The sequence below is a fragment of the Streptomyces sp. 2-1 genome (genome assembly GCF_048564895.1).
GTDB classification, from domain to species: domain Bacteria; phylum Actinomycetota; class Actinomycetes; order Streptomycetales; family Streptomycetaceae; genus Streptomyces; species Streptomyces phaeochromogenes.
Map to the genome: position 1 here is coordinate 6,872,458 of NZ_CP183383.1, position 16,010 is coordinate 6,888,467.

Genomic DNA, 16,010 nt, shown 5'->3' on the forward strand with positions numbered 1-16,010 from the left:
CCGGTGGTACGCGCATGACGGGCGTGCTGGCAGTCGGTTGCTCCCTGCTGGTGCTGACGACGGCCGGCTGCGGAGCCGCCGACATGACCAAGCAGGCCTCGCCCTTCGCCAACGCGCAGGGGGCCAAGACCGTGACCCTGTCCGTGCAGTCGTGGGTCGGCGCGCAGGCCAACGTGGCCGTCGCGCAGTACCTGTTGGAGCACGAGCTGGGCTATCGCGTCGACACCGTCCAGGTCGACGAGGTCCCCGCGTGGGACGCGCTCAGCCAGGGCCGGGTCGACGCGATCCTGGAGGACTGGGGCCACCCCGAGCAGGAACAGCGGTACGTCAAGGACAAGAAGACGATCGTGAACGGCGGCGGCCTCGGCGTCACCGGGCACATCGGCTGGTTCGTACCGACGTACTTCGCCAAGCAGCACCCCGACGTGACCAACTGGAAGAACCTGAACAAGTACGCCGACCAGCTCCGCACCCCCGAGAGCGGCGGCAAGGGGCAGTTGCTCGACGGCTCACCCTCCTACGTCACGAACGACAAGGCGCTGGTGAAGAACCTGGACCTCGACCTCCAGGTGGTGTTCGCCGGTTCGGAGGCGGCCCAGATCACCCAGATGCGCCAGTTCGCCAAGGAGAAGAAGCCGTTCCTGACCTACTGGTACTCACCCCAGTGGCTCTTCAAGAAGGTCCCCATGACGGAGGTGAAGCTGCCCGCCTACAAGGAGGGCTGCGACGCCGACCCGGAGAAGGTCGCCTGCGCCTATCCGCACACCCCGCTGCAGAAGTACCTGAACACGGACTTCGCGAAGAGCGGCGGCAAGGCGGCGGCCTTCCTGAAGAAGTTCAAGTGGACGACCGAGGACCAGAACGAGGTCTCCCTGATGATCGCCGACCAGAAGCTGACGCCCGAGGAGGCGGCACGGAAGTGGGCCGAGGGACACGAGTCCACGTGGAAGGCGTGGCTGCGGAGCTAGCCGACCGCCGTACGGGCCGTCCAGGCGGCCCTCCCTGTACGGGTGCCGGGTGTCTCCCTGACGAGGGCACCCGGCACTCCCGTATGTCGTAGTGCTGTTTGGGCGCTTGCGCGCTTGCTGTGCCGTTACTTGTACTGTCCGGCCGTGTAGTGGCCGGCCACGAGACGGCAGGTCACGCCGAAGCGGTTCCAGGCGTTGATCACCGTGATGGCGGCGATGAGCTGGGTCAGCTCGGCCTCGTCGAACTGGCGGGCGGCGGCCTCGTACACCTCGTCCGGCACGAAGCCGTCCGTCAGGACCGTCACGGCCTCGGTGAGCGCGAGCGCGGCGAGCTCCTTCTCCGTGTAGAAGTGCCGTGACTCCTCCCACGCGCTGAGCTGGACGATCCGCTCGACGCTCTCGCCCGCCGCGAACGCGTCCTTCGTGTGCATGTCGAGGCAGAACGCGCAGTGGTTGAGCTGCGACGCGCGGATCTTCACCAGCTCCAGCAGCACCGGGTCGACACCCTTCCGGGCGGCCGCGTCCAGCCTGACCATGGCCTTGTAGACCTCGGGGGCGAACTCGGTCCACTGGAGTCGGGGGGTGTGCTCGGGGGCGAGCGGGGTGTCCTGCGGGATGTCGGTGGCGGTGTCTGCGGTGGCCTCGGTGGCGGTGGTGTTCGTCGTCATGATCATGAGCCTACGTCCGGAGTAGCCCAGGAGTATGGTCCATTTCCATGGTGAAATCCTGGGCCACTTTCGGAGTGGATCTGCATGTCGACGTGACGCGCACCGGCTCCGGCCTGCGCAAAGGCCTGACGGACGCGCTGCGGGCCGCGGTGCGCGGCGGACGGCTCGCGCCCGGGACCCGGCTGCCGTCGTCGCGCTCCCTCGCCGCCGATCTGGGCATCGCGCGCAACACCGTCGCCGACGCGTACGCCGACCTCGTGGCCGAGGGCTGGCTCACCGCCCGCCAGGGCTCCGGCACGCGGGTCGCCGAGCGGGCGGTGGTGGCACCGGCCTCCGCCCCGCCCCGGCCGCGTACGCCCGGCGGCCCCGCGTACGACCTCGTGCCCGGCACCCCCGACCTCGCCTCGTTCCCGCGCGCCGAGTGGCTCAAGGCATCCCGCCGAGCCCTCGCGGCGGCCCCGTACGACGCCCTCGGATACGGGGACCCGCGAGGCCGCGTCGAACTGCGCACCGCGCTCGCGAGCTACCTCGCCCGGGCCCGCGGCGTACGCGCCGACCCCGAACGCATCCTCATCTGCTCCGGGTTCGCCCACGGCCTGATGCTGCTCGGCGCGGTCCTGCGACAGCGGGGCGCGGGGGCGCTGGCGATGGAGTCGTACGGACTCGACGTGCACTGGAATCTGGTGGAGCGCGCGGGCTTGCGATCGGTGACCCTGCCGTTCGACGAACTGGGCACGCGGACCGAGGAGTTGACCGGGGGAGAGCTTGGCGGGAGCGGGAGCGGGAGCGGGAGCGGGAGCCGGAGTGCGAGTGCGAGTGGCGGCAAGAGGGGTGGGCCCGGCGGTGTGCGGGCGGTGTTGCTGACCCCCGCCCATCAGTTCCCCATGGGCGTGCCCCTGCATCCCGACCGCCGTGCCGCCGTGGTCGACTGGGCGCGGCGGACGGGCGGGCTGATCCTGGAGGACGACTACGACGGGGAGTTCCGCTACGACCGGCAGCCGGTCGGCGCGCTCCAGGGCCTCGACCCTGACCACGTGGTGTACATGGGCACCGCCAGCAAGGCCCTGGCCCCCGGGCTGCGCCTCGGCTGGCTGGTCCTGCCGCCCGACCTGGCGGCCGAGGTCGCGGCGGCGAAGGGCTACGCGGACTGGTCGTGCGGTGTTCTGGACCAGCTGATCCTGGCGGAGTTCATCACATCGGGCGCGTACGACCGCCATGTGCGCGCCTCCCGCCTCCGCTACCGCCGTCGCCGCGACCACCTCGTCTCGGCCCTGGCCGCCCACGCCCCGTCGGTCACGGCCACCGGCATCGCGGCCGGTTTCCACGCGGTACTCCAACTCCCGCCCGGCACCGAGCAGTCGGTCGTCCGCGCGGCGGTCTGGCAGGGCCTGGCGGTGCACGGCCTGACCCGCTACCGCCACCCGTCCGCCACGGCCCCACCCCTGGACGCACTGGTCGTGGGCTACGGGACGCCCACGGACAGCGGATGGCCGGGAGCGCTGGAGGCACTGATCAGGGCGCTGCCCTAGCGCCGCCCCAGTGCTGCCGGGCGGTGAGCCGCGCGAGGCGCGGCGGCCCCGCGCGGAGCGGAACCGACGACCTGTGGAGCCCTAGGGCGCAACCGACTCCGACTCGTCCACCTCCACCGGCGCCTCCCCGAAGCGGGCCAGCGCCAGCGCCCCGGCCACCGCCACGGCGAAGCCGAGCACGGCCAGCCAGGCCAGCCCCTCGCGCGTACGGTCGCCCAGCCACACCACGCCCACCACCGCGGGACCGATGGTCTCGCCGATGACCAGCCCCGCCGTGGCCGTGGTCACCGAGCCCCGCTGGAGCGCCGAGGTGAGAAGCAGGAACGCCGCGCCTCCGCCCAGCAGCAGGGCGTACGTCGCCGGGTTGGTGAAGAGCGCCGAGGGGGTGAGGCCGTCGATGAGCCGGACCGACACCTCGACCACCCCGAACCCGAACCCTGCACCCAGTCCGAGCGCGAGAGCCCGGGCCCGATCGGGCAGCCGTCCGGCCAGCGCGCCGAGGAGCAGCACGACCACGGCGGTGCCGAGCATCGCGTACTTGAGCGCGGTCGACCCGGCCTTGTCCCCCTCCTCCCCGGACGCGAGCCCGAGCATCGCGAGCCCCGCGCACACCACCGCTACCGCGCCCCATTCCAGCCCGCTCAGCCGCACATGGAGCAGCCATGCCGCGACCACCGCCGTCACGGCGAGGCTCGCGGCGAGCGCCGCCCCCACCGTGTAGATCGGCAGCGACCGCAGAGCCGCGATCTGCAGCACGAACCCGACCCCGTCGAGCGCGAGCCCGGCGAGGTACCGCCACTCGCGCAGCGCCCGCCACAACAAGGCGGCGTCCACACCGGACGAGCCGGAGGCGTCCGCCGTCGGTTCGGCCGCCCGCGCCGCGATCGCCTGCAAGACCGTCGCCGTGCCGAAGCACACCGCCGCGCCGAGGGCACACACCATTCCAAAGAGCACAAAGCGACTCTAGGGGAGGGAGAGTTCAGGAGAGCCGTTTGTACAACCCGCTCACCTGATCTTTAACCTGTCCGGGGCCGGACAAGCGAACCGGCCATGGACGAGCCCGCCGGACGGGCCCAACGGGGGAGAGAACATGGCGGACCAGCGCAGGAAACTGCGTTCGAGCACGGTCGTACTCGGCGGAATGGGCGTCCTCGCCGCGGCCCTCACCTCGTGCGGTTCCGACCCCGACCGCCGCTGCGTGGACCGCGACAGCTACGAGTACGACGGCTACAAGATCGTCGCCGACAAGAACTGCAAGTCGGGCTCCACCTCCTCCTCGTCCGGCAAGAACCGCAAGAGCGGCGGCAGCCGGACCGGCACGATCGACGCCGCCTGGTACTACGACTCCGACGTCAGCGCCGGCTACGCCGACTACGGCACCTTCAGCCGCAGCGAGGCCGTCGACCGGGACGGCTTCGGCTGCTCCGGCTCGGGCAGCGGCGGCGGCTGACCCCGGGAAGTCGGGAGAACCCAGCAACTCCGAGGAACCGGACCGCCGTCATGGAACGCCGCACCACGACCCCCCGCCCCGGCTGGCAGCAGACCGTTGAGGAACAGGGCCTCATCTACCCCCTCACGCGCTACCCGGACGACTCCCTGCGCCCGTACTGGGACGAGTCCGCGTACTACGTCTTCTCCCTCCCCGAGGTCGAGGCACTGGAGGAGGTCGTCGAGGAACTCCACACGATGTGCCTGGCCGCGGCCGAACACATCGTCACCGAGAACCGCCTCACCGACCTCGGCATCACCGACCCGCGAGTCGTGGAGGCAGTCACCGAGGCCTGGCACCGCCGCGCCGAACTCCCGTCCCTGTACGGCCGTTTCGACCTCCGATACGACGGCACGGGCCCGGCGAAGCTCCTGGAGTACAACGCCGACACCCCGACCTCACTCGTCGAGGCCGCCAGCCCCCAGTGGTTCTGGATGGAGGAACGCTTCCCCGGCGCCGACCAGTGGAACTCCCTCCACGAACGCCTCATCGACGCGTGGAAGAAACAGTCCGCCCTCCTCCCGCCCGGCAGCCCCCTCTACTTCGCGCACTCCGCCGCCGACGAACTCGGCGAGGACCTGATGACCGTCGCCTATCTGAAGGAGACCGCGGAACAGGCCGGCCTCGACACCTCCTGGATCGCCATGGAGGAGATCGGCTGGGACCGCCTCTCCGGCCGCTTCGTCGACAAGCAACTCCGCTTCATCCGCAGCTGCTTCAAGCTCTACCCCTGGGAATGGCTCACCACCGACCGCTTCGCCCCGCACGTCCTCGCCACCCTCGACAACGGCGGCGGCACGGGGACCACGATGTGGATCGAGCCGGCCTGGAAGATGCTGCTCAGCAACAAGGCCCTCCTCGCGATCCTCTGGGAGCTGTACCCGGACCACCCCAACCTCCTCCCCGCCTACCTCGACGGCCCACGCGAACTGGCCACCACCCGCGGATACGTGGCCAAGCCCCTGCTCGGCCGCGAGGGCGCCGGAGTCACGGTCCACGAACCGGGCTCCGCTCCCGTCCTCCGCGAAGAACCCTGCTGCTACCAGGAGTTGGCACATCTCCCTTCCTTCGACGGCAACCGCGTCGTCCTCGGAGCCTGGGTCGTCGAGAACGAGTCGGCAGGCCTCGGCATCCGCGAATCCTCCGGCCTGATCACGGACGAGTACGCCCGCTTCCTGCCGCACGTGATCCTGTGACCCCCCGGCTGTCCACCGGCACCGCGCCGGGCGCCCCCGGTCCGGCGAGACCAGAGGGGCCTGCGGGATCAGAGGGGCCTGCGAGACCGGCGAGACCGGAGGGGCCGGTCACACCCCCAGCACACCCCGCAGCTGCGCCAGCCCCCAGTCCAGGTCCTCCTTACTGATCACCAGCGGCGGCGCGATCCGGACCGTGGACCCATGGGTGTCCTTGACCAGCACACCCCGGTCCATCAGCTTCTCGGAGATCTCCCGCCCCGTGCCGTACACCGGGTCGATGTCGATCCCCGCCCACAGCCCGCGCCCCCGCACCTGGGTGATCCGGCCCGAACCGGCCAACTGCCCCAGCTCCCGGTGCAGATGGTCGCCCAGCTCGGTGGCCCGCCGCTGGTACTCGCCCGACCGCAACATCGCGATCACCTCCAGTGCCACCGCACAGGCCAGCGGATTCCCGCCGAACGTCGACCCGTGCTCACCCGGCCGGAACACCCCGAGCACCTCGCGCGACGACACCACCGCCGACACCGGCACGACCCCGCCCCCGAGCGCCTTGCCCAGCACATACATGTCCGGCACGACCCCCTCGTGCTCACACGCGAAGGTCCGCCCCGTCCGCCCGAGGCCCGACTGGATCTCGTCCGCTACGAACAGCACGTTCCGCTCCCGCGTCAGCTCCCGTACGCCCGCGAGATAACCGGCCGGCGGCACCAGCACCCCCGCCTCGCCCTGAATGGGCTCCAGCAGCACGGCCACCGTGTTCTCCGTGACCGCCGCGCGCATCGCCGTCAGATCCCCGTACGGCACGATCTCGAAGCCCGGCGTGTACGGACCGAAGTCCGCCCGCGCCTCGGAATCCGTGGAGAAGCTGATGATCGTCGTCGTACGCCCGTGGAAGTTGTTGCCCGCCACGACGACCTTCGCCATCCCCTCGGGCACGCCCTTGACCCGGTACCCCCACTTTCGGGCGGTCTTCACGGCCGACTCGACCGCCTCCGCGCCCGTGTTCATCGGCAGCACCATCTCCATGCCGCACAACTCGGCCAGCCGCGCGCAGAACTCGGCGAACCTGTCGTGATGGAACGCCCGCGACGTCAACGTCACCCGCTCCAGCTGCGCCTTCGCCGCCTCGATCAGCCGCCTGTTGCCGTGACCGAAATTCAGCGCCGAATACCCGGCCAGCAGATCCAGATAGCGGCGCCCCTCGACATCCGTCATCCAGGCCCCGTCCGCCGTCGCCACGACGACCGGCAGCGGGTGGTAGGTGGGCGCGCTGTGCGCTTCGGCCGAGGCGATCAGTTCTTCGGTGGTGCTCACGGGGTCTCCGTTTCCGGCCGCACAAGGGCTCGTGACCTGCTTCTTTTCCCGCTTCTGTGCCAGAGCTCCGGCCCGCCTCCCTGCCGGCCGTACGACTGCGTGTGGCCCCTTTCCTATCGTCGCTCGCATGGTGGACGCGGGAACCCGGTGAACCGGCGCGCCCGGTACGCTGATCCACGGGCCGTGACTGGCGCGCTGGGATGGGATGGACCATCGGGGAGCGGCCCATGAACTGTGTGCCGTGCGCCTGGGCCGAACCGTGAACGCCGAACGCCCACGTCCGGAGGCCGTCATGCCAGAGCCCCTCTCCAACGAATCCACCGCCTTCCGCAGCGCCCTCGAAGTGATCCGCGCCGTCGAGCCCCGCGTCGCCGACGCCATCGGGCAGGAAGTCGCCGACCAGCGCGAGATGCTCAAGCTGATCGCCTCCGAGAACTACGCCTCCCCGGCCACCCTCCTCGCGATGGGCAACTGGTTCAGCGACAAGTACGCCGAAGGCACCGTCGGCCGCCGCTTCTACGCCGGCTGCCGCAACGTGGACACCGTCGAGGCCCTCGCCGCCGAGCACGCCCGCGAGCTCTTCGGCGCCGAGCACGCCTACGCCCAGCCGCACTCCGGCATCGACGCCAACCTCGTCGCCTTCTGGGCCGTCCTCGCCGCCCGCGTCGAGGCCCCCGCCCTGCAGAAGGCCGGCGTCCGCAACGTCAACGACCTCTCCGACGCCGACTGGGCCGAACTGCGCCAGGCCTTCGGCAACCAGCGCATGCTCGGCATGTCCCTGGACGCCGGCGGCCACCTCACCCACGGCTTCCGCCCGAACATCTCCGGCAAGATGTTCGACCAGCGCTCCTACGGCACCGACCCCGCCACCGGCCTCATCGACTACGAGGCCCTGCGCACCTCCGCCCGTGAGTTCAAGCCCCTGATCATCGTCGCTGGCTACTCCGCCTACCCCCGTCTCGTGAACTTCCGGATCATGCGGGAGATCGCCGACGAGGTCGGCGCCACGCTCATGGTCGACATGGCGCACTTCGCGGGCCTCGTCGCCGGCAAGGTCCTCACCGGCGACTTCGACCCGGTGCCGCACGCCCAGATCGTCACCACGACCACGCACAAGTCGCTGCGCGGCCCGCGCGGCGGCATGGTCCTGTGCGACTCCTCCCTCGCCGACCAGGTCGACCGCGGCTGCCCGATGGTTCTCGGCGGCCCCCTTCCGCACGTCATGGCCGCCAAGGCGGTCGCACTCGCCGAGGCCCGCCGCCCCGAGTTCCGCGACTACGCCCAGGCCGTCGTCGACAACGCCCGCGCTCTCGCCGAGGGCCTGATGCGACGCGGCGCCACGCTGGTCACCGGCGGCACCGACAACCACCTCAACCTCATCGACGTCGCCTCCTCCTACGGCCTCACCGGCCGCCAGGCCGAGTCCGCCCTGCTCGACTCGGGCATCGTCACCAACCGCAACGCCATCCCCGCCGACCCGAACGGCGCCTGGTACACCTCCGGCATCCGCATCGGCACCCCGGCCCTGACCACCCGTGGCCTCGGCGCCACCGAGATGGACGAGATCGCCGGCCTCATCGACCGCGTCCTCGCCACCACGGAGCCCGGCACCACCGCCAAGGGCGCCCCTTCCAAGGCCCAGCACATCCTGGACCCGAAGATCGCCGACGAGATCTCCCACCGGGCGACCGACCTCCTGACCGGCTTCCCGCTCTACCCGGAGATCGACCTCGGCTGAGACCGAGGCCCCGACTCACAAGTCGATCAACTCCTGTCGTGACTCCCGCGGCGGCCCAGGCTCACGCCCGGCCGCCGCGCGGCGTATCAGCAGGGTGCCGCCCGAGCCGAGGGCGAGGCCCGCCGCGAGTCCGGCTATCGCCCACCCCGGGCCGCCCGCGGGACCGGCCGCACCGCCCGTCACGCGCCCCGGACCGAACAACTCCTTCCCCTCCAACTGGTCGTAGACCGACCGCGGTGCCCGATGCCAGCGGATGTCGTCGTCGTTCACGTCGACCGCCGGGTCGCTCCGTATCCAGGGTGTGCCGTCGTCCGCGAGAAACAGCTGGTCCTGGCGCCCCATATAGATGTCGCCCCCGGGCGCACTCTCCGTCTCGGGCCAGCCGCCCACGCCGGTAGTCCCCCAGATCACGGTGGCCCGCACGGCAGGAAAGTCGCCCTCCAGCCACTCCTGCGGAACCTTCTCCGTGTCCGTGGCCGACGGCCCCAACAGCCGCCAGAGCCGCGCGAAGTACGGATCCCCCGAACGCACGCTCGTCGTTCGCCCGCTGCCGTCCCCCGCCATGACCACGGCCAGGTTCGGAACGTCGGGATCCGGCGCCGGGGCCGGCGTCGATGGCGATGGCGATGGCGATGGCGATATTGGGGCCGCGGACGGCACCGCCGCGTGTGCCCGAGGCGCCCCGAGCCCGGCGAGAGCCACGACGACAAGCGCGGCTATGACGCACACGGTTCCGGCAGACACTCCGCCGCCGAGCCAGCCGCCCGGGCCCTCTCTTACCTGCCTGCCCGGACCCGCATCTGCCCGCCCGGCTCGAGGGCGACGGGCCGCACTCATGCCCTGGGGCCTCGTTCCACGGATCCGTAGGCTCCAGATTCGTAGGCCCCGGATGCGTCGGCCCCAGATCCCTAGCCCCGGGAGCAGCATGTCCCGGACCCTCGTTCCCCGGACCCCCGTTCCCCGGATTCGCCCGCCACGGGCCGCCCCCGTTCTTCGGCGCCGCAAACCGAGGTTCGTCCCCAAGTGCCCGCCCCCGACCTTCATGAGCCCTGCCTCACGGCTTCCCCCTCACAAGCCCTGCTCACCGCAACTCGCCCTCCACCCAACTCCTCCTCCGCACAAGGCCCCTCCTCCGACAGGTCCCCCCCCGACACCCCACCCGGAAGTCCCTCTCAAACGCCCCTTGTCAGACGCCCTTCTCAGAAGCCCGGCTCAGACATCCCTCAGCTCCTGTCGAGGACCCGCCTCCCGCACGCGCGCCCGTCGACGGCTCAATTCCCGTACCCCCGGCAACCGCCCGACGACCGGCCGCAGTCCCAGGGCCAGCACAGCCCCGGTCGCCAGCCCAGGTATGGCCCACCACCAGTCGGTGCCGTCGTCCGGCGTCGCCGCCGCGGTCGCCGTGCCGGACTGCTCCGTGGGCCCGGACTCCGGCGCGGGCGCGGCGGCGGCACCCTCCGTCGTCTCCCAGGGCGCCGGATAGATGGCCCCCGCGCCCTCGCCGGGCGACGATTCGCCAAGCACGCCGAGCTTCTTCAACAGCGCTCGCACCGCGGCTGGTTGCCCGGCCCTGTGCCAGTAGCCGTTCATGGACTCCGGAACGTTGGCCGCCGTGTGTATCCAGACGTCCTTGGTGCGTGGTGTCTCCGGATAGACGCGGTCGACCCGCCAGGGCGACACGTCATGGAGCATCCACGTGACGTTGATCTGCCGCCCGCTGCCCACGCCCAGCCCGGGCGGTTCCTTGCGGGTGCCGCTGTCCGGCGCTCCGAGGAGGCGCTGCAACTCCCCGTACTCCTCCTTCGAGTTGTAGAGCGCCGCGCTCTGTCCGCTCTCCGGCGAGACGACCAGCACACTCGTCGGACCACCGGCCGTCGCGGTGGGCGCCCACATCACGACCAGGCCGAGCGCCATCGCCCACACCGAAACCGCCGCCCAGCCCCGGCCCCAGCCCCAGCCCCGGCCCCGGCTCCCCGTCACCCGTGCACGAACCCTGCGCATCCCGACACCCCCCAATCGGTCCCGGTGCGGTCCGTCCGCACCCGCGTGTCACTTCTGGTACACCGCTCGACCCGCCGGGGTTCCCACTCGACACGGACCAAAATTTCGAGGACCCGGGCCCACCCCAGCCCGCTTCGCCCTGCCCCGCCCCACCCCGGCCAACAGGCCCGCTATTCCAGCGACTTCGCGATCTCCACCGCCCGCGCCCTCGACGCCACGCCCTCCAGCCGGAGCGTCATGTCGCCCCCGTGCACCCACAGCAGAGTGGGTCCTGCGGTCCGCGTGGAGTGGATGAACTCCCCGTCCCCGTCCATCAGCCAGAGGCGCAGCAGATGAGGGTCGGAGAACCACAGCGCCGTACGCTCCACGAAGTCTGAGTCCTCGCCCAGCGGCACATACTCCGGCTGCTCCGTCACGAACTTGGTGAAGCCGGGACTCAGCACCGCCGGATACTCGTCCAGCCGGACCGTGTGCCCCTGCTCGCGCCAGCACAGGGTGATCAGGAACCGTCCCTTCGGCTCGCGGGTCACCGTCACCGCTTCCGGGGTTCCCAGGGCAGGGGGTGCGAGGGGCGCGAAACCCGCCCTCCGCTCGGCCTCGGCGAGCGTGAGGGACGGGCCGCCGCAGCCGGGCACCTCGGCCCCCGGTGAAGGCGTCGCCGACGGGTCGTACCGCACCTCCACCCCGCCGAAGTCGAACCACTCGACGACCGCGGCGCGCACCGGAGGCGTGAGCACGAGGACCGCCAGCAGCCCGCACAGCCCCGCGGCCAGCGCACGCCGACGCGCCCGGGCCCAGCGGCGCACGGCCCTCAGCCGCTCCGCGAGGCCCGGGGGCTCGGCCACGGGGACCGGCACGTGCTCGGCGAGTATCTGCTCCAGCACCCGCTCGACCATCGACTCACCGCCCGCCGCCCCGGGCCGGTCCAGCGCCCGCCCGAGCGCCCGCAATTCCTCGGGCAACCGAGAGACACCCTCCCCGCGCCCATTTCCTTGCCCCGCCCGCGGCCCCTGCCCGTCCCGGCCTCCATCCCGGCCCCGATCACCGGAGGACGCCCCCGCGCCCCCCGCCTCGTACGACTCGTCGGAGTCACTCACGCTCATCACCTCCTCCCCGCGCCTTCCGACCTCTCAGGCCGTCCCGGCTTGGACGGCCGTCCAAGCCCTCCGAACCCCCTGAACTCCCCGAACCCCCCGAGTCCGCCAGCCCCTCCCGCGGCTCGAAATCCGGCAGAAGTCTGCCGAGCTTCCGCAGGGCGCGGTTGAGCCGGGATTTCACCGTCCCCCGTGGCCAGCCCAGGGCCTGGGCGGTCTCCGACTCGTCCATCTCCAGCAGATAGCGGTAGGTGACGACCAGGCGGTGGTCCTCGCCCAGTCCTTCCAGGGCGGTGAGCAGGGCCGTCCGGCGCTCGACCTCCAGGGCCGCAGCCGCCGGATCCGCCGATTCCGGTATCAGCGGCTCGGCCTCGACGAGAGCGGCCTCACGGCCGGCCAGCGTCCGCTGGCGCACCGCCGTCCGCACTGTGTTCCTCGTCTCATTGGCGACGATCGAGAGCAGCCATGGCTTGAACGCCGCGCCGTCCCGAAAGCGCCCCAAGGAGCAGTAGGCCTTGAAGAAGGCCTGCTGCACCACGTCCTCCGCGTCCGCACCCGCCCCCAGTGCCGCGGCCGCCCTGAGCGCGAGGCCCGTATGGGCACGCACCAGCTCCGCATACGCCTCCGGCTCTCCGGCGCGCACGCGTGCGATCACCGCGGCCTCATCGACGATGCGGCCCCCCTCCCGCGTCCTCACGCTCTTGTTACACCGCCCGAGGCAGATCGGTTCCCACCCGTGTCACATCTGTTTCCGACCAGTTCCGGAACGGCGCCCGACACCTGAGAGAATGGTGAGCATGGCTTCAGACCGTCCTCGCGTGCTTTCTGGAATCCAGCCCACCGCCGGCTCGTTCCACCTCGGCAATTACCTCGGCGCCGTCCGTCAGTGGGTGGCCCTGCAGGAGTCCCACGACGCGTTCTACATGGTCGTCGACCTGCACGCGATCACCATTCCGCAGGACCCCGCGGACCTCCGCGACAACACCCGGCTCGCCGCGGCCCAGCTGCTGGCCGCCGGTCTCGACCCGGAGCGCTGCACGCTCTTCGTCCAGAGCCATGTCCCAGAGCACGCACAGCTCGCCTGGATCATGAACTGCCTCACCGGCTTCGGCGAGGCGTCCCGCATGACCCAGTTCAAGGACAAGTCCGCCAAGCAGGGCGCCGAGCGCGCCTCGGTCGGCCTCTTCACGTACCCGATCCTCCAGGTCGCGGACATCCTGCTGTACCAGGCCAACGAGGTCCCGGTGGGTGAGGACCAGCGCCAGCACATCGAGCTGACGCGCGACCTCGCCGAGCGCTTCAACGGCCGCTTCGGGCAGACGTTCACCGTTCCGAAGCCGTACATCCTCAAGGAGACGGCGAAGATCTTCGATCTCCAGGACCCGGCGATCAAGATGAGCAAGTCGGCGTCGACTCCGAAGGGCCTCATCAACCTTCTCGACGAGCCGAAGGTCACCGCCAAGAAGGTCAAGAGCGCGGTCACCGACACGGACACGGTGATCAGGTACGACGTCGAGAACAAGCCCGGCGTCAGCAACCTGCTGACCATCTACTCCACCCTCACCGGAACCGGTATCGCGGAACTGGAGCAGAAGTACGTCGGCAAGGGCTACGGTGCGCTGAAGACCGACCTCGCCGAGGTCATGGTCGACTTCGTGATGCCGTTCCGGGAGCGTACCCAGCAGTATCTGGACGACCCGGAGACGCTCGACTCGATCCTGGCCAAGGGGGCCGAGAAGGCCCGCGCCGTCGCCGCGGAGACCCTCTCCCAGACGTACGACAGAGTGGGTTTCCTGCCGGCGAAGCACTGACTGCCGGGACGACGCCCGGAACCACAACCGGGCCGACGACCGGGACAACAGCCAGTACGAGACCAGGACAACACCGGTACGACAACCGGAACGGGGCCGTACGGCCGTACAGTCGATAGCCGAACCGGCAGCAACCCCTGCCCGAGACGTACATAAACACGACGGAACATCAACACAACGACGAACGACAGGAGACGACGTGGGGACCGTAACGATCGGTGTGTCGATCGCGGTCCCGGAGCCACACGGCAGCCTGCTCCAGGAGCGGCGCGCGGGCTTCGGCGACCCCGCGGCTTCCGGCATCCCCACGCACGTCACACTGCTGCCGCCGACCGAGGTCGAGGAGTCGGCGCTGCCCGCGATCGAGGCGCATCTCGTCGAGGTCGCGGCGGCCGGCCGGCCCTTCCTGATGCGCCTGTCGGGCACGGGAACCTTCCGTCCGCTGTCGCCCGTCGTGTTCGTGCAGGTCGTCGAGGGGGCCGAGGCCTGCACCTGGCTGCAGAAGCAGGTCAGGGACGCGTCCGGGCCCGTGGCGCGCGAGCTGCAGTTCCCGTACCACCCGCATGTGACGGTGGCGCACGGCATCGACGACGAGGCGATGGACCGGGCGTTCGAGGAGCTTGCGGAGTACGCGGCCGACTGGCCGTGCACCGGCTTCGCGCTCTACGAACAGGGCGCCGACGGCGTGTGGCGCAGGCTGCGTGACTACGTCTTCGGGGGCGCGGTCGTACCGCCGCAGGCCGCCCGCGCCGAGCGGGGCCCGCTCCCGGCCCGCTGAGCGCACGGTCCGTGGTCGGACAGTCTGTGGTCGGACAGTCCGCGGATCAGACCTTTGTCGCGGATCAGACAGGCCGCGGGCCGGGCGGGCGAGGTGTCCGGCGATCAGGACGACCAGGGGGATCATTGCGCAGGATCGTGACGGGGCTCGCCGTGCTGGGCCTCGCGCTGGCCGGATGCGGTACGGAGGCCGACGGCGACGACGGAGATGACGGCAAGGCGAAGCCGCCCTCGTCCTCCTCACCGGCCACCGGCGGGACGTCCGGGCTGACCTGGGCGTACGACGAAATCCTCGACGCCGGGAGTGACGAAAGCGCCGAGAGCAAGCTGACGGACGTGATCGCGACGGCCGACGACGACGTCTGGGCAGCGGGCACGGTCACCGCCACGGACAGTGCGAATCCGTCACCCGACGACGGCTTCCTGCTCCGCTACGACGGCACGCGCTGGCAGCGGCAGCCGATGCCCGCCGCGCTCGGCTCCACCGTCCACGAGGCCCGTTTCGACTCCCTGGGCCCGGACGGGTTCCTGCTGACGGCCTCGCAGCCGACCCTGGCAGGGCCACGGACGGTCCGCTGGGACGGCACACGCTGGACCGCGCTCCCGGAGCTGCCGGGCGACGGCGGCCGGCTCGTCGACATGAAGGCCTTCGCGGCCGACGACGTCTGGGCCCTGAGCGGCGAGTCGCGGATCCACCACTGGGACGGCACCCGGTGGAGCACCTCGACCCTGCCCGCCAACGTCGTCTCTCTCGACGGCGTCGCGGCCGACGACCTGTGGGCCGTCGGCCACCGCGATACGGGTGACGGCAGTGACGGCGGAGAGTTCACACAGCCCGCGGCCGTGCACTGGGACGGCTCCTCCTGGCAGCTGACGGAGACCCCCGCCTACCGCTTCCCCGAGCCGGTGCCGCCCGAGCCCAGCGCCTCGATCGACGACGTCCTCGCTCTCGCGGCCGACGACGTCCGCGCGTACGGCACGCACAGCTTCAACCACGGCGAGGTGGAGGACGAACCCCAGGAGGAGGCCGTACGGCTCCGCTGGGACGGCTCCGACTGGGCCAAGGCGCCCGACGCCGAGGGGGACTGCGCCGGGCGCGTCCCGATGGCGGTCGACGGCAAGCGTGGACTCTTCCTGGACGGCAACCGGTACGTCGGCACGGACGGTGCCTGTACGAAGATCAAGCGGCCCCGGTTGCCCAGCGAGGGTGGGGTACGGCCGACTTCCCGGCAGTCTCTGTGGCTGTCGGCCGTGGAGGTCGTGCCGGGTACCGACCGGGTTCTTGGCGTTGGGCACGTCCAGGTCAACCAGAGCGGGAATCCGATGAGCAAGTCCGTGATCGTCTCGCTCGAGCGGTAGCGCTCCGCGGGGAGCGGGGCAGTGGCCGGGGCGGTACTTGGAGTGCGGGGTGCCCAGAAGGCAGTC

Annotated in this window: 15 protein-coding genes and 1 riboswitch; of the genes, 8 read left to right on the top strand and 7 right to left on the bottom strand. The window is 71.0% G+C overall.

The window, feature by feature from the left end:
* Positions 1-14: 14 nt before the first annotated feature.
* Positions 15-968, top strand: a complete 954-nt coding sequence (locus ACN20J_RS30355; RefSeq protein ID WP_361894101.1) for an ABC transporter substrate-binding protein — start codon at positions 15-17, stop codon at positions 966-968.
* A gap of 125 nt (positions 969-1,093) precedes the next feature.
* On the opposite strand, the gene ACN20J_RS30360 is transcribed toward ACN20J_RS30355, so the two are convergent.
* Positions 1,094-1,636 (bottom strand): carboxymuconolactone decarboxylase family protein, encoded by a 543-nt coding sequence (locus tag ACN20J_RS30360; protein ID WP_189837236.1) that lies wholly within the window; start codon positions 1,634-1,636, stop codon positions 1,094-1,096.
* Between the two features lie 47 nt (positions 1,637-1,683).
* On the opposite strand from ACN20J_RS30360, the gene ACN20J_RS30365 reads away from it, so the two are divergent.
* The gene (locus tag ACN20J_RS30365) at positions 1,684-3,165 is read left to right on the top strand and encodes a PLP-dependent aminotransferase family protein (RefSeq protein WP_419667250.1); all 1,482 of its coding nucleotides are present in this window, start codon (positions 1,684-1,686) and stop codon (positions 3,163-3,165) included.
* 81 nt (positions 3,166-3,246) lie between these two features.
* On the opposite strand, the gene ACN20J_RS30370 is transcribed toward ACN20J_RS30365, so the two are convergent.
* Positions 3,247-4,107, bottom strand: a complete 861-nt coding sequence (locus tag ACN20J_RS30370) for a hypothetical protein (protein ID WP_189837238.1) — start codon at positions 4,105-4,107, stop codon at positions 3,247-3,249.
* 148 nt (positions 4,108-4,255) lie between these two features.
* Between ACN20J_RS30370 and ACN20J_RS30375 the strand changes: the two genes are divergently transcribed.
* Together ACN20J_RS30375 and ACN20J_RS30380 are read left to right on the top strand one after the other, a co-directional pair.
* Positions 4,256-4,615: a hypothetical protein gene (locus ACN20J_RS30375; protein ID WP_189837239.1), complete on the top strand. Its 360-nt coding sequence runs from the start codon at positions 4,256-4,258 to the stop codon at positions 4,613-4,615.
* Positions 4,616-4,665: 50 nt separating this feature from the next.
* On the top strand, positions 4,666-5,850 hold the full coding sequence (locus tag ACN20J_RS30380; RefSeq protein ID WP_419667251.1) for a glutathionylspermidine synthase family protein: 1,185 nt from the start codon (positions 4,666-4,668) through the stop codon (positions 5,848-5,850).
* Between the two features lie 108 nt (positions 5,851-5,958).
* Here ACN20J_RS30380 and rocD read toward each other — a convergent pair whose 3' ends face one another.
* Entirely contained in the window at positions 5,959-7,164 is a 1,206-nt protein-coding gene (rocD, locus tag ACN20J_RS30385) for an ornithine--oxo-acid transaminase (protein WP_189837241.1), read from the bottom strand.
* A 173-nt stretch (positions 7,165-7,337) separates the two neighbouring features.
* Positions 7,338-7,424, top strand: a riboswitch (ZMP/ZTP riboswitch).
* Positions 7,425-7,456: 32 nt separating this feature from the next.
* On the opposite strand from rocD, the gene ACN20J_RS30390 reads away from it, so the two are divergent.
* Positions 7,457-8,902 (top strand): glycine hydroxymethyltransferase, encoded by a 1,446-nt coding sequence (locus ACN20J_RS30390; RefSeq protein WP_190229570.1) that lies wholly within the window; start codon positions 7,457-7,459, stop codon positions 8,900-8,902.
* Between the two features lie 15 nt (positions 8,903-8,917).
* On the opposite strand, the gene ACN20J_RS30395 is transcribed toward ACN20J_RS30390, so the two are convergent.
* The 4 genes from ACN20J_RS30395 to ACN20J_RS30410 all read right to left on the bottom strand — a co-directional run bounded on the left by ACN20J_RS30395 (position 8,918) and on the right by ACN20J_RS30410 (position 12,694).
* Positions 8,918-9,433, bottom strand: coding sequence for a hypothetical protein (locus ACN20J_RS30395; RefSeq protein ID WP_419667252.1), 516 nt, complete (start codon positions 9,431-9,433; stop codon positions 8,918-8,920).
* Between the two features lie 681 nt (positions 9,434-10,114).
* Positions 10,115-10,903, bottom strand: coding sequence for a hypothetical protein (locus tag ACN20J_RS30400; RefSeq protein WP_419667253.1), 789 nt, complete (start codon positions 10,901-10,903; stop codon positions 10,115-10,117).
* Positions 10,904-11,073: 170 nt separating this feature from the next.
* Positions 11,074-11,865 (bottom strand): hypothetical protein, encoded by a 792-nt coding sequence (locus ACN20J_RS30405; RefSeq protein ID WP_419667254.1) that lies wholly within the window; start codon positions 11,863-11,865, stop codon positions 11,074-11,076.
* Positions 11,866-11,992: 127 nt separating this feature from the next.
* Positions 11,993-12,694, bottom strand: a complete 702-nt coding sequence (locus ACN20J_RS30410) for an RNA polymerase sigma factor (protein ID WP_419667255.1) — start codon at positions 12,692-12,694, stop codon at positions 11,993-11,995.
* A 100-nt stretch (positions 12,695-12,794) separates the two neighbouring features.
* Here ACN20J_RS30410 and trpS point away from each other — a divergent pair, with 100 nt between their 5' ends.
* The 3 genes from trpS (at position 12,795) to ACN20J_RS30425 (ending at position 15,944) form a co-directional block, all read left to right on the top strand.
* A complete protein-coding gene (gene trpS / locus ACN20J_RS30415; RefSeq protein WP_419667256.1) occupies positions 12,795-13,808 on the top strand; it encodes a tryptophan--tRNA ligase in 1,014 nt (337 codons plus the stop codon).
* A gap of 199 nt (positions 13,809-14,007) precedes the next feature.
* Positions 14,008-14,586, top strand: a complete 579-nt coding sequence (locus tag ACN20J_RS30420; RefSeq protein ID WP_189837247.1) for a 2'-5' RNA ligase family protein — start codon at positions 14,008-14,010, stop codon at positions 14,584-14,586.
* Between the two features lie 125 nt (positions 14,587-14,711).
* Positions 14,712-15,944 (top strand): hypothetical protein, encoded by a 1,233-nt coding sequence (locus tag ACN20J_RS30425; RefSeq protein WP_419667257.1) that lies wholly within the window; start codon positions 14,712-14,714, stop codon positions 15,942-15,944.
* The last annotated feature ends 66 nt before the right edge of the window (positions 15,945-16,010 follow it).

What these genes read in the sequence shown, in the direction of transcription:
- ACN20J_RS30355 (WP_361894101.1), top strand. Translation starts at nt 15, where the DNA reads ATGACGGGCGTGCTGGCAGTCGGTTGCTCCCTGCTGGTGCTGACGACG.
- ACN20J_RS30360 (WP_189837236.1), bottom strand. Translation starts at nt 1,636, where the DNA reads ATGACGACGAACACCACCGCCACCGAGGCCACCGCAGACACCGCCACC.
- ACN20J_RS30365 (WP_419667250.1), top strand. Translation starts at nt 1,684, where the DNA reads ATGGTGAAATCCTGGGCCACTTTCGGAGTGGATCTGCATGTCGACGTG.
- ACN20J_RS30370 (WP_189837238.1), bottom strand. Translation starts at nt 4,107, where the DNA reads ATGGTGTGTGCCCTCGGCGCGGCGGTGTGCTTCGGCACGGCGACGGTC.
- ACN20J_RS30375 (WP_189837239.1), top strand. Translation starts at nt 4,256, where the DNA reads ATGGCGGACCAGCGCAGGAAACTGCGTTCGAGCACGGTCGTACTCGGC.
- ACN20J_RS30380 (WP_419667251.1), top strand. Translation starts at nt 4,666, where the DNA reads ATGGAACGCCGCACCACGACCCCCCGCCCCGGCTGGCAGCAGACCGTT.
- ACN20J_RS30390 (WP_190229570.1), top strand. Translation starts at nt 7,457, where the DNA reads ATGCCAGAGCCCCTCTCCAACGAATCCACCGCCTTCCGCAGCGCCCTC.
- ACN20J_RS30400 (WP_419667253.1), bottom strand. Translation starts at nt 10,903, where the DNA reads ATGCGCAGGGTTCGTGCACGGGTGACGGGGAGCCGGGGCCGGGGCTGG.
- trpS (WP_419667256.1), top strand. Translation starts at nt 12,795, where the DNA reads ATGGCTTCAGACCGTCCTCGCGTGCTTTCTGGAATCCAGCCCACCGCC.